This window comes from Patulibacter defluvii, assembly GCF_034096925.1.
GTDB lineage: Bacteria > Actinomycetota > Thermoleophilia > Solirubrobacterales > Solirubrobacteraceae > Patulibacter > Patulibacter defluvii.
On sequence record NZ_JAWZSQ010000047.1, the window covers coordinates 1 to 12707 of the forward strand.

Annotated in this window: 12 protein-coding genes; 7 read left to right on the top strand and 5 right to left on the bottom strand. The window is 77.2% G+C overall.

Going from position 1 to position 12707, the window contains the following annotated elements; genetic code table 11:
• The 3 genes from SH587_RS24355 to SH587_RS24365 all read left to right on the top strand — a co-directional run.
• Nucleotides 1-1713 (top strand): hypothetical protein (locus tag SH587_RS24355; protein WP_320673265.1); only part of this gene is annotated, 1713 nt, incomplete at its 5' end.
• A gap of 55 nt (nt 1714-1768) precedes the next feature.
• Nucleotides 1769-2605, top strand: coding sequence for a TIGR03620 family F420-dependent LLM class oxidoreductase (locus SH587_RS24360; protein ID WP_320673266.1), 837 nt, complete (start codon nt 1769-1771; stop codon nt 2603-2605).
• Nucleotides 2606-2611: 6 nt separating this feature from the next.
• Nucleotides 2612-3040 carry a CoA-binding protein gene (locus SH587_RS24365; protein WP_320673267.1) on the top strand — a complete coding sequence of 143 codons (429 nt, stop codon included), beginning with the start codon at nt 2612-2614 and terminating at the stop codon, nt 3038-3040.
• On the opposite strand, the gene SH587_RS24370 is transcribed toward SH587_RS24365, so the two are convergent.
• The gene (locus tag SH587_RS24370; protein ID WP_320673268.1) at nt 3037-4086 is read right to left on the bottom strand and encodes a glycosyltransferase; all 1050 of its coding nucleotides are present in this window, start codon (nt 4084-4086) and stop codon (nt 3037-3039) included. The genes SH587_RS24365 and SH587_RS24370 overlap by 4 nt on opposite strands.
• An 11-nt stretch (nt 4087-4097) precedes the next feature.
• Nucleotides 4098-4697: an ASCH domain-containing protein gene (locus SH587_RS24375; protein WP_320673269.1), complete on the bottom strand. Its 600-nt coding sequence runs from the start codon at nt 4695-4697 to the stop codon at nt 4098-4100.
• Between the two features lie 50 nt (nt 4698-4747).
• Between SH587_RS24375 and SH587_RS24380 the strand changes: the two genes are divergently transcribed.
• The 3 genes from SH587_RS24380 (at nt 4748) to SH587_RS24390 (ending at nt 8540) form a co-directional block, all read left to right on the top strand.
• Nucleotides 4748-6226: a lipopolysaccharide biosynthesis protein gene (locus SH587_RS24380; RefSeq protein ID WP_320673270.1), complete on the top strand. Its 1479-nt coding sequence runs from the start codon at nt 4748-4750 to the stop codon at nt 6224-6226.
• 126 nt (nt 6227-6352) lie between these two features.
• A complete protein-coding gene (locus SH587_RS24385) occupies nt 6353-7660 on the top strand; it encodes a hypothetical protein (protein WP_320673271.1) in 1308 nt (435 codons plus the stop codon).
• Between the two features lie 106 nt (nt 7661-7766).
• A complete protein-coding gene (locus SH587_RS24390; RefSeq protein ID WP_320673272.1) occupies nt 7767-8540 on the top strand; it encodes a hypothetical protein in 774 nt (257 codons plus the stop codon).
• Between the two features lie 2 nt (nt 8541-8542).
• On the opposite strand, the gene SH587_RS24395 is transcribed toward SH587_RS24390, so the two are convergent.
• The 3 genes from SH587_RS24395 to SH587_RS24405 are packed head-to-tail and all read right to left on the bottom strand — an operon-like array spanning nt 8543 to nt 11317.
• Nucleotides 8543-9409: an ABC transporter permease subunit gene (locus SH587_RS24395; RefSeq protein ID WP_320673273.1), complete on the bottom strand. Its 867-nt coding sequence runs from the start codon at nt 9407-9409 to the stop codon at nt 8543-8545.
• Nucleotides 9406-10296, bottom strand: a complete 891-nt coding sequence (locus tag SH587_RS24400; protein ID WP_320673274.1) for an ABC transporter ATP-binding protein — start codon at nt 10294-10296, stop codon at nt 9406-9408. The genes SH587_RS24395 and SH587_RS24400 overlap by 4 nt, the downstream gene beginning before the upstream one ends.
• 22 nt (nt 10297-10318) lie before the next feature.
• Complete coding sequence (locus SH587_RS24405) at nt 10319-11317, bottom strand: glycosyltransferase (RefSeq protein ID WP_320673275.1); 999 nt, start codon at nt 11315-11317, stop codon at nt 10319-10321.
• A 97-nt stretch (nt 11318-11414) separates the two neighbouring features.
• Here SH587_RS24405 and SH587_RS24410 point away from each other — a divergent pair.
• A partial coding sequence (locus SH587_RS24410) for a serine/threonine-protein kinase (protein WP_320673276.1) occupies nt 11415-12707 on the top strand: 1293 nt, incomplete at its 3' end.

The window sequence follows — 12707 nt, forward strand, 5'->3', positions numbered from 1 at the left end:
CGGGCGCGCCGTCCGCCGTGGCGGGCGGCGTCGGCGCCCGGGCCCGGCCAGGTGACGGCCGCCCGCTCGGCGGCCGCGGCCGAGGGCCGGCTGCCGACCCCGCCGCTGTGGCCGGCGGCCGAGTGGGTGGTGGCCGCGGTCGGGGTGGCGATCGCGATCGTCGTCTGGGCCGTCGCGCCGACCGCCGGCAACTACGACAGCGTCCTCAACCTGGTCTGGGCGCGCGAGCTGCTGGACGGCCATGCCCCCGGCTTCGAGGCCTACGCGGCGTCGACCCCGCACCCGGCCTGGCTGGCGCTCGGGGTGCCGGTGGTGGCGATCTTCGGCGACGCCGGCGACCGGGTGCTGGTGCTGGTCAGCGCGCTCTCGCTGCCGCTGCTGGCCGCGGCCACGGTCCGGATCGGCCGGCTGCTGGGCGAGGCGCTGGTGGCGGGCGACGGCGACGGCGACCGCCGGGTCCGGACCGGCCTCGCCACCGGCCTCGTCGCCGGGCTGCTGACGCTCAGCAGCTTCGCCTTCCTGCTGCTGGCCGCCCGCGGCTACCTGGACGTCCCGTTCCTGGCGCTGGTCGCGTGGGCGGCGGCGCTGATCCTGGCCGACGCCCGCCAGCCGGCGCTGCGGCCGACCTTCGACGTCGGGCGCCGGACCGCGGCCGACGGCGACGTCGGCCGGACCCCGCCGGCGGCCTGGCGGCGGCCGGCGCTGCTGCTGGCCCTGGCCGGCCTGCTGCGGCCCGAGGCGTGGGTGCTGGCCGGCCTCTACTGGCTGTGGTGCAGCGCCCGCGGCCGCTGGGCGGCGGCCGACGACCCGCTGCCCGGCCGGCTCGCCCACCTGGCGCTGGTGGTCGGTCCGCCGCTGCTGTGGGCGGCGATCGACCTGGCGGTGACCGGCAACCCGCTCCACTCGCTGACCGCCACCAGCCAGCTGGCCGAGGACCTCGGCCGTCAGCGCGGGCTGCTGCGGGCGCCGCGGGTGCTCGTCTCCGCGCTCGGCGGCCAGGCGCGGCCGCCGGTCGCCGCCGCCGGCCTGGTCGGGCTGGCGGTGGTCCTGTTCGGCGCCCGGATCGGCCTGGCGCGGGTCCCGCGGCGGCCGCTGCTGGTGGTGCTGGCGCTGCTCGGCGGCGGCGTGGCGACCTTCCTCGCGGCCGGCGTCGGCGGGCTCTCGCTGCTGCCCCGCTACCTGACGGTGCCGGTGGTGGCGATCACCGTCCTGGCCGCGGTCGCGGTCAGCGGCTGGATGGCGCTGCCGCCCGAGCACCGCTGGCGGCGTCCGTGGGCGCTGCTGGTGGTGGCGGGGATCGTGCTCGGCGTCGGCGGCTACGTGGCGCTGAAGCGCGACGCGCTGAGCCGGCTCGGCAACGAGCTGCGGTTCCTGGCCGACACCCGCCGCGACGTCCGCCAGCTGGTCGACGACCCGCGGCTCCAGGCCGGCCGCCGCTGCGGCCCGATCTCGCTGCCGACCTACCGGCTGGTGCCCGAGATCCGGCTCCAGCTCGACGTCGACGGCACCCGGGTGCTGGCCCGCAGCGACCCGCGCGCGGAGCGGCTGGGCGTCACCCGCGGCGGGGTCGCGATCACCGTCGCCGAGGGCAAGGCGGCCCAGCGCTACGGCCGCGCCGACGGCGTCCCGCGCAGCACCCAGCCGGCGCCGCCGGGATTCCGCCCGGTCGCCCGCCGGGGTCCGTTCGTCGCCTGGGTCCGCTGCGGCGCCTGATCGCCGATCGCCCGCTGCCGACGGGGTTCCGCGGCCGGTCTGCCAGGCTCGGGCGATGGAGCTGGGAACGTTCGGCGTCTGGACCTCGTACCTCGCGATCGGCGAGGAGCACGCCGGCGAGGCGGCGAAGGTGGTCGAGGAGGCCGGCTTCGGCAGCTTCTGGCTCGGCGGCTCGCCGCGGCTGCCGACCGTCCGGCCGCTGCTGGAGGCGACCAGCGGGCTGACCGTCGCGACCGGGATCGTCAACGTCTGGGCCAACGAGCCGGGGGAGCTGGCCGCCGAGCACGCGGCGCTGGCGGCGGACTTCCCCGACCGGCTGCTGGTCGGGATCGGGATCGGCCATCCCGAGGCGACCGACCGCTACGCCAAGCCGCTGACCGCGATGCGCGAGTTCCTGGACGGGATCGACGCCGCGCCGAGCCCGATCCCGCCGGCCGCGCGGGCGCTGGCGGCGCTCGGGCCGAAGATGCTCGACCTCAGCCGCGAGCGGGCCCGCGGCGCCCATCCGTACTTCGTGCCGGTCGAGCACGTCCGCTTCGCCCGCGAGCGGCTCGGCCCCGGCCCGCTGCTGGCGCCGGAGCTGGCCTGCGTGGTCGACGAGGACGTCGAGCGCGCCCGCGCCGCCGCCCGCAAGTACGCGGCGCTCTACCTGGGGCTGCGCAACTACACGGCCAACCTGCTGCGGTTCGGGTTCAGCGAGGCGGACATCGCCGACGGCGGCTCCGACCGCCTGATCGACGCGGTCGTGCCGCACGGCAGCGCCGAGCGGATCGCCGAGGTCGCCCGCGGCTTCCTCGACGCCGGCGCCGACCACGTCTGCCTGCAGCCGGTCGGCGTCCGCGGCGTCCCACGCGAGCAGTGGACGGCCCTCGGCGCGGCGCTCCACCGGTAGTCCGCCGTGCGCCGGGACGAGCACGAGGACGAGCGGCTGCGGCGGATCCTGCGCGACGCGCGCACGATCGCGGTCGTCGGGGCGTCGAACGCGCCCCACAAGCCGGCCCACACCGTGCCCCGCTACCTGCAGCGGCAGGGCTACCGGATCCTGCCCGTCAACCCCCGCGGCGGTGAGATCCTGGGCGTGCCCGTCGCCCGCAGCCTCGCCGAGATCGACGAGCCGGTCGACGTCGTCGAGGTCTTCCGGCCCGCCGAGCAGACGCCGCCCTTCGCCGAGCAGGCGGTCGCGGTCGGGGCCAAGGTGCTGTGGCTGCAGCTGGGGATCGCGTCCGACGAGGCGCGGCGGATCGCCGAGCAGGGCGGGCTCGAGGTGGTGATGGACCGCTGCATGGCGCCGGAGCACCAGCGGCTCGGCGTCGGCCCGGTCGGCTAGCCCGCGTCGAGCCCCATCGCCCGCAGCCGCTCGCGCAGCGGGGCGTTCTGGTGCTCGGCGGTCTGCTCCAGCGCCCAGCCGCGGAGGGCCGCGTCGGGCGCCTCGCGGACGCCGGCCTGCGAGCGCAGCGCGGCCACGAACGCGTCGGGATCGCGGCCGACCAGGATCGCCCGCTCCCAGGTGCGGGCGCCGGCCAGGTCGGGGACGACCGTCCGCCGGCCCAGCCGCGCCGCCTTCAGGATCCGGTACGGCAGCCCGGCGTCGTTGAAGGGGTCGACCCGGAACGGCAGCAGCCCGACGTCGCTCAGCCGCAGCAGCTGGGCGACCGCCGCGTCGTCCTGGCGGCCGAGGAAGGCGTACGGCTCGTGGTCCCGGCACCAGCGGTAGTCGGGGTCGTCGGCCTGCTCGTCCTCGTGGACCTCGCCGACCAGCAGCAGCTGCAGCTCCGGCATCCGCTCGCCGACCGCCCGCAGCAGCGTCCAGTCGACCCGCCGGCCGAGGTGACCGAGCGAGAGCCCGACCACGCCCGGCACCGGGTCGGGGGCGGGGAAGCGGTCGGCGGCCAGCGGGCTGAGGACGGTCGGGCGGCCGTCCTCCGCGGCCAGCGCCGCCAGCCGGCCGCTCGACGCGACGATCAGCGACGAGAGCGCCGAGGCCCGCCGGTGCAGCCGCTCCAGCCGCGCCTGCCGCTCGGGCCCGGCGTCGCCGGCCGCCTCGTAGCGGTCCCAGCGCCAGTACCACAGCTCGGCGCCGGTCCGGGCCCGCAGCTGGGCGGCGACCGGCTCCTGGATCGCGTGGAAGAGGACGATCACCCGCGGGTCGCGGCCGTCGCCCCGCAGCTGGCCGAGCAGCGCGGTCGCCTGGCGGCGGGCGAGCGCGTCGGCCGCCGCCTCCGGCAGCCGCAGCGCGCCGCCGTAGCCGAGCCGCGGCGGCTCGAGCGCGACGACGTCGCCGCCGCGCAGCAGGTCCTCCGCCTGGTCGCGGAGGATGAACTGCTCCAGCGGGCGCGGCAGCAGCAGGACGCAGGTCGGGCGCAGGTCCGTCACGGCGCCCGAGGCTACGCGATGGGGGCGCCCGGCCCGCCCGTCGGATCGCGTTCGAGGAACGCCCGCCCGCGCGGCGACAGCCGGTAGCCGACCTCCAGGCTCTCGGTCAGGCCCAGCTCCTTCAGCCGCCGCACGTCGGCCTTGAAGGGCAGCTTCTCGCGCCCGATCGAGGCGGCCAGGTCGGCGGCCAGCTCGGCCGGCCGGGCCTCGATCAGCCGCAGCACCTGGCGCGTCCAGGGCCCGCGGGTGCTGCGGCCGTCGATCCCGTCGAGGGCGGCGGCGATCTCGGCCACCGCGGCCTCGTCGAGGTCGCCCGACTCGCGCAGCGCGATCCGCCGGTCGGGGCCGCGGTAGCGCAGCTCGATCCGGTAGACGGTGCCCTCGCGGCGGCCGAGCCAGGCCCGCAGCTCCTCGACCGTCGTCCCGGCGCGGCGGGCGTCGGCCTTCGTGATCCGGTCGAGCGCGACCGTCCGCACCGAGACGACGTCGAGCTCGCCGACCGCCGTCCGCAGCACGGTGCCGGCCCGCAGCGACGGCCGCGTCCAGCGGCGGAACTGGATCGTGACCCGGCCCTGCACGATCGCGTCCAGGATCGGCCGGCGCAGCAGCATCGCCCGATCCTAGATGTCCAGACCGGGCCGGTCCGTAGGATCACGCCGCGATGGCGCCGCACCCGCTCCGCCGCCTGGTCGCGTCCGGGCTGGCCTACCAGGCCTCCGGCGTCGCCGCCGGGGTGCTGGCGCTGGTCACGCTGCCGCTCTACACCTCGCACCTGAGCGCGGGCCAGCTGGGCTGGGCGGAGATCCTGCTGACCTGGATCATCCTCGCCTCGATCGTGCTGCGGGTCGGGCTCCAGGAGGCGCTGCTGCGGCACTGGTTCCTCGACGCCGACGACGGCCGCCGGTCGCGGCTGGCGCGGCGGGTGACCGCGGTGGTGCTGGTCGGGTCGACGGTGCTGGCGCTGCTGGTGCTGCTCGCCGCGCGGCCGATCGCCGACCTGGTCCTCGACAGCGAGGCCGGCAGCGCGGTCAGCACCGTGCGGGCGGCGGCGCTCGGCGTCTGGGCCTTCACCAACCTCGAGGTCGCCAACGCGCTGCTGCGGGCCCAGGAGGCGCGGCGCACGTACCTGATCGCCTCGCTGACCAACGTCCTCTTGACCGTCGCGACCACGATCGCGCTGGTGGTCGCGCTCGACGCCGGCCCCTCCGGCTACCTGCTCGGCAACTACCTGGCCTCGGCGCTGGTGCTGGTCGGGATCTGGTGGTCGCAGCGGCGGCTGCTGGCCGGCGGCCGCGACGGCTCGCCGACGGCGATGGGGCCGCTGCTGCGGTTCGGGCTGCCGACCGTGCTGCCGGAGATGGCCGTCTTCGCGCTCAGCTTCGTCGACCGCCAGTGGCTGCTGCACGAGGCCGGCCGCGAGAGCGCCGGCGTCTACTCGGGCGCGGTCAAGCTGGCGACGCTGGTGATCGTCGTCGCCCGCGCCTTCCAGGCCGCCTGGCCGCCGCTCGCCTACGACCTCGACGACGACGCGGCGCCGCGCGCCTACGCGCAGGTGGTCCGGGCCTACGTGGTCGCGCTCGGCTGGGTGGTGGCGGCGCTGGCCCTGATGCGCCACCAGGTCAGCGACCTGCTGCTGGGCAGCGAGTTCACCGCTGCCGAGCACGTGGCGGTCGCCGACGCGCTGCCGTGGCTGGCGCTCGGCTGGGCGCTGTGGGGGCTGACCTGGGTCTTCACCTCGATCGCCGGCCGCGCCCACGCCACCGGTCGCACGCTGCCGGCGGCGCTGCTGGGGCTGGTGGTGAACGTCGTCGCGCTGGCGTTGCTGGTGCCCGACCACCAGGCGACCGGGGCCGCGATCGCGCTGGTCGCCGCCTACGTGGTGGCGCTGGCGATCGCCCACCTGCGCACCCGCCGGCTGCTGCACGTGCCGTTCGAGCGTGCCCGGCTGACCGCGGCGGTCGCGCTGCTGGCGGCGGTCGCGGCCGCCGGCGACCAGCTGCTGCCGGACGACGGCGCCGCCGGCTGGCTGCTGCGGCTGGCCGCCTGCGCCGCGATCCCGCCGCTGCTGGTGGCGGTCGGGGCGGTGCGACCGGCCGAGGTCGCCGTCCTGCGGCGGGCCGTGGCCGCCCGCCGCGGCTGAGCCCGCCGGCCGGCTCCCCGCCCGCGGCCACGCCGTCCGTCCAGATCGCTCAGGAAGCGGGCGGTGGACGCCGACCACTTCCTCAGGACGCCCGAAGCTCCCTGCGCTACCGTGGCGGTACCCCCCATGAGCACCAAGAAGCGGAACAAGGCGAAGCGGCCCGGCTCGCCGACGCACAAACGGCCCGACGCGGCCCCCCAGGCGGAGGTCGTCTTCGACCGGATCGGCCGGCCGGAGATCGACCGGATCCTGCGCGAGCAGATCGGCATGTCGCTGGCCGTCTCGGTCGAGCGTTCATCGGTTCCAGCGGTACAGGCCTTCGTCGATGCCCTCGAGGCCGAGGACGACGCGGTCACCGCGGTCCGTGAAGTAGAGGCCGAGCTGGGCGTCGAGCCCGGGGCCCAGGAGCTTCCCGAGCTGGAGCCGGAGCAGGAGCTGAAGCTGCTGCGGGCGGACGTCGACCAGGAGCGGCGGATCGCCGAGGTCGACAAGCGGCTGCTCGGCATCTGCCGCGAGGCGCTGGTCACCCTCGACCGCCGCGCCGTGCGGGCCGAGAAGGAGCTGGAGCAGGCCCAGCGCCGGACCGAGCAGGCCCAGACCCAGGCCGGCCGCCACGAGCGCCGGGCCGAGGAGCGGGTGGCCGAGGCCCAGCAGCTGCGCGGCCGGCTCGACAAGGCCGAGGCCGAGCTGGAGGACGTCCGCAGCGAGCTGTCGCGGGTCCGCGCCCGCGGCGAGGAGCTGGCCGACAAGCTGGAGGACGAGGCCGCCGCCGCCCCGCCGCCGGTCGACACCGCCGACGTGGCCGAGCTGCGCGAGCGGCTGGCCGAGCGCGAGGCGCTGCTGGTCGACGCCCACGCCGAGCACGAGCGGCTGGAGGTCGCGCTCGAGGCGGCCCGCCGCGACATCGCCCGCCTGGAGCACGAGAGCGGCGACGGCGGCGAGAGCGGCGAGGAGGGCGAGGAGCCGCTGCCCGAGGTCGAGTCGGTGGCCGAGGCGGTCCACGTGGCGGCCAAGCGCTGCGAGCACCTGGTCTTCACCGAGCGGGCCTTCGAGACCGCCTCCGACAGCCCCTTCTGGCGGCCGGACATGATCCTCAAGGACCTGGTCACCCTCGACAAGGTCGCCGAGGCCTACCTGCGGCCCGAGGGGATCGGCCAGCCGGTCGGCCAGCTGGCCCAGGACCTCGGCCTCGACTGGCGCTCCGGGGTCGGCGAGGTCTGGTACGGGATCCACCCGAACGACTACCACTTCAGCCACGACGGGGCGACCCTGCGGGTGGCCGAGCACGTGCGGGTGGCCAACGGCTCCGGCGCCCAGCGCTGCGCCCGGATCTACCTGGCCTTCCACCCCGGGCCGACGGCCGACAACGACCTGCCGCGCGGCGTCTACGTGGGGCCGGTGGGGCGCAAGCTCCCCGACTCGACGACCGGCTGAGCCGGCCGCCTACACTGCCGGGACTCGCGGGCGTGCCTGACCGCGAGTCCAGATCCCCCTCGGAGGTCCCGTGCCGTCTCGTCCCCCGCGTGCCGCCCTGGTCGGCGTGCTCGCGCTCACTCTCGCGCTGCCCGCGTCCGCGAGCGCGTCAACCACCGCGTCCGCGCCGTCGGCCCGCCAGCTGCTCGCCGCCGCGTCGGCGCTGCGGGCCGCCACCCCGGCGGCCGACGTCACGACGCTCAGCCCGCGCGATCCGATGCTGCTGGGCAGCGATCCGGGCGCGGTCCGGGTCGTCCGCCACCGCGGCAGCCGCTGGGTGCGGCTGACCGACCGCGGCGCGCGCCGCTACAAGCGCGGGCGGATCGCGCTGAACTGCCACTACGCCAACGCCGAGGGCCGCGAGCAGTCGACCTCCGGCGGGGTCGACGCCGCGCTCGAGCCGCGGGTCCGGCTGCGGGTCGACGAGGACGCCGCCTACTGCACCGTCGACCTCTCGTGGCGGCGGACGCGCTCGTCGACCTCGCAGTTCCGCCTCGCCACGCTGGCCTTCACCAAGCCCGGCGGCGAGCTCGTCGCCCGTCGCCAGGCGGCGGCGGCGCTGCTGATCGTCGTGATGCTGGCCGAGGACGAGGACCTGCCGGTCGGCACGCGACGGATGCGGAGCCCGGGCGAGATCGCGAAGCAGCTGGGCATCGACGCGCTCGACGGACCGGGCGTGGCGGTCGCCGAGGGCCGGATCGGGGTCTGGACCGACGGCGACCGCCGGATCTACGTCACCACCACCCTCCGCGGCAAGCGGCTCTACCTGGACGCCAACGAGCGCACCGACGAGTTCGCGACCAACGTCGCCAGCGCGCTCGGCGACGCGGGCGCCTTCTAGCGTCAGACGTCCTGGCGGCGGAAGCGCCACGCGGCGCCCGCCGCCACCAGCACGGCCCAGAGCGCGGCCCAGGCGAAGAAGCCCGGGCCGGCCGGGTCGGCGCCGCCGAACGGCCCCAGGCTCAGCAGCTGCTGGCGGCCGCCGGCGGTCATCCGCGCCAGCACGTCCTCGTAGAGCCCCTCGAACGGCAGCACCGCGGAGACGACGTCGCTGGCGTGGCGCAGGGTCGCGTTGTCGATCGCGTCGGCGATCTGGCCCAGCAGGCTGCCGACCAGCCCGGCGCCGACGCACATGAACGAGCCGATCCCGCTCGCCACCTGGCCCAGCACCACCGACGCGGCCAGCGCCAGCAGCGCGATCAGCCCGACGGCGGCGGCCAGCTCGATCGCCGGCACCAGCACCTCGGCCGGGGCGTAGTCGCCGCGGGCGCGCATGATCGCGGTCGCGCCCAGGTGCACGACGAGCGTGTAGGGGACGGCGACCGCGGTCGCCGCCAGCCAGCGCCCGGCCAGCACCCGCAGCCGCCCGAGCGGCCGCACCACCAGCGGCTGCAGCAGCCCCCGCTCGGCCTCGCCGCGGATCGCGCCGGCGGTCAGGAAGACGGCCAGCGTGGCGCCGAGGAAGAGCGTCGCGAAGCTGGCCAGGCCCAGCAGCACCCCGGCGGTGGCCGCGTCGAGCGCCGGCTCGATCCCGCCGAGCGCGTCGGGGGCCAGCGCGCCGCCGTCGCCGACCACGTCCTCGCGGACCACCCCGACGCCGATCCAGTAGAGGACCAGGAACAGCAGCGAGAGCACCAGCACTACCGGCAGCACGCGGCGTCGGATCGCCTCGCGCAGGCCCAGGCGGGCGATCAGCAGCACGTCGCTCACCGCCGCTGGACCCCCGCGTCGGCCGACTCGCCGACCGCGTCGCGGTAGACGTCCTCCAGCGTCGAACGGCGCGCCGCGACGCCGTAGACCCGCTCGCCGTCGGCGACCGCCCGGGCCACCAGCTCGGGCACGTCGTCGCGGGTCGCGCCGGCCACCAGCCGGGTCCCGCGGTCGGTCTCCAGCTCGACCCCGGCCGGCCGCGTCAGCTCCTGCGGGGCGCCGTCGGCCACCACCCGCCCGTCGACGACGATCGCCACCCGGTCGCAGACCCGCTCGACCTCGCCCAGCAGGTGGCTGGAGAGCAGCACCCCGATCCCGCGCTCGCGGAGCGCGGTCAGCAGGTCGCGGACGATCGCCCGCCCGACCGGGTCGAGGGCGCTGGTCGGCTCGTCCAGCAGCACCAGCCGCGGGGCGCCGAGCAGCGCCTGGGCGATCCCCAGCCGCTGCTGCATCCCCTTCGACATCGCCGCCACCCGCAGGCCGGCGCTGTCGCCCAGCCCGACGTCGGCCAGCCGCCGCGCCCGCTCCTCGGCGCCGCCGTCCGAGCGCGCCAGCCGCTGGTGGAGGGCCAGCACCTCGTCGGCGGTCAGCCAGTCGGGGAAGCGGAACAGCTCGGCCAGGTAGCCGATCGCGCGCCGCGCCGGGGCGCTGCCGGCGGGGTGGCCGGCGACGGCGATCGCGCCGCCGGTCGGGTGGACCAGGCCGCAGGCGATCTTGGTCAGCGTCGTCTTGCCGGCGCCGTTCGGGCCCAGCAGGCCGACCAGCTCGCCGGGACCGACCCGCAGGTCGATCCCGCGCAGCGCCTCGCGGCCGCCGCGGTAGGTCTTGCGCAGGTCGCGGGCCTCCAGCGCGGGCGGGCCGGACGCGGAGGGAGGGGCCGCGCTCACCGGCGGGACGCTACCGGGGGCCTCAGGCGGCCGCGCCACCGGCGCCGCTGGCGGCCGGCGGGTCGAGCTGGGCGTTGAACGCCTCGGCCGCCTCGCGGATGCCTTCGCCCCGCTGCGGGGCCAGCGTCGCCCGCACGTGCCACCAGTAGCGGCGCGGCGAGTGGCCGGGCAGGACGATCGCCGCCAGCGCCCGCAGCAGGTACGGCCAGGCCGCGAACGGCCGGCAGAGCAGCGCCACGACGTGGCCGTGGTGGGCCACCAGGTAGCGCTCCTGGTTGCGGTGCAGCTCGACGATCCGGCGCTGGGCGCCGGCACCGGTCGACAGCCCCTCGTGGTGGATGCAGCGGGCCGCCGGCACGTGCAGCGTGTGCCAGCCGTTGTCGGCCAGCCGCCGCTGCAGGTCGACCTCGTCGCCGTAGACGAAGTACTCCGGGTCGAGGTGGCCGATCGTGGCCGAGGCGCTGACCCGCACCATCAGGCAGGCGGACTGGCACCAGTCGACCCGCCGCGTGCCGCCGGCCGCGCCACCGCGGCGGCCGGACTGGACCACCAGCGGCTTGTGCAGCAGGCAGGCCTGGGCGAGCGTCGTGCCGAAGCTGGGGAAGCGCCAGGCCGAGGGCTGCTCGGCGCCGTCGGGTCGCAGCAGCGCGGCACCGGCGCAGGCCGCCTCCGGATCGCGCTCGAGCGCGTCGAGCAGCTCCTTGGTGGCGCCGGCCTTCAGCTCGCTGTCCTCGTTCAGCAGCAGCGCGTAGCGGCCGCGGGCGGTGTCGAGCAGCAGGCTGTCGTTGGCCGCCTTGCCCTCGCGCCGCTCGAGCGCGATCACCGTCGCGCCGACCGGGTGGCGGCGGGCGATCTCGGCGCTGCCGTCGGTCGAGGCGTTGTCGAGCACCAGCACCTCGGTCGGCTGGTCGAGCAGCCGCTGTTCGCGGGCGATCGCGTCGAGGCAGGCGGGAAGCACCTCCGCGCCGTTGGTCCCCACGACGCAGAAGCTGACCAGGGGGGTGTCAGCACCGGCGGGCACGGGCGCACGGTACCGGCGTCGGCGCCTCTTCGGCACACTGAAGGGGTCCTCCCACCGGTCCGTGCGTGCGCGACCGGCCGTCGGAGGAGTGAGCGCAGTGCCCGGACCTGGCGATCAGATCGACGACTACCGCATCGAGCGACGGCTCGGGAGCGGCGGCATGGGCTCGGTCTTCCTGGCCGAGCACACCACGCTCGGGCGGCAGGTGGCGCTGAAGCTGCTGGCCGTCGACCTGGCCGACGACCCATCGTTCCGCGAGCGCTTCGAGCGCGAGGCGCGGCTGGCCGCCCGCCTCGACCACCCGAACGTGGTCGCGGTCTACGACGCCGGCAGCGACGACGCCGGGCTCTGGCTGGCGATGCGCTACGTCGCCGGCGAGGACCTGCGCCAGCGGCTGCGGCGGGGCGGCGGCCGGGTGCCGGCGGCGGTCGCGGTCTCGATCGTCGAGCAGGTGGCGGCCGCGCTCGACCACGCCCACGCGCACGGGATCGTCCACCGCGACGTGAAGCCGGCCAACGTGCTGCTGGAGGACCCCGACGGCGCCGTCCCGGCCGTGCCCGGGGCGCCCGATCCCGAGGCCGGGCGGGTGCTGCTGGCCGACTTCGGGCTCACCAAGGAGCTGGACGGCAGCCACGAGCTGACCCGCACCGGCCTGGTGCTGGGGACCGTCGACTACATGGCGCCGGAGCAGATCGAGGGCGGCGCGGTCGACGCCCGCGCCGACGTCTACTCGCTGGCGGCGATGCTGGTGGTGGCGCTGACCGGCGAGCCGGCCTTCGAGGGCACGACGGTCGCCAAGCTCTACGCCCACGTCAACGCCGAGCGGCCGCGGGTCGGCGACCACCGGGCCGACCTGGCGCCCTTCGACGAGGTCGTCGCCTGCGGGATGGCCAAGCAGCCGGAGGACCGCTACGCGTCGGCCGGCGACCTGGCGCGGGCGGCGCGGGCCGCGCTCGAGGGCCGCTCGGTGGCGGTCGAGGCGCACCCGGTCGCGCGCGGCGCGGCGGCGGCCGGCACGCTCGTGCCCGGTGTCGCGGCCGCGGGGGTCGACCGCGACGGCGAGCCGATCGACGTCCGCCTGCGGCGCCGCCGCGAGGCCGATCCCGCCGCCCCGGTCCACGTGCCGCCGGGGGCCGAGCCCGCGGCCGGCGAGGTGCCCGCGGCCAGCGGCCAGACCACCCGCGCGGTCCCGGTCGACGAGGCGGCCGCCGCCGGCGCCCAGGAGACGGTCGCCTTCGAGCCGCAGCCGACCGCCCCGTTCGCGCCGGCCGATGCGGCCGACGCCGCCGGCCCGCCGACCCCGACCGCTGGCGAGCGCGACGCGCCGACCCGGCCGACGGTGCCGGTGCCGCCGGCCCGCCGTCCGACGCCGCCGGCCGCCCGCCCGACC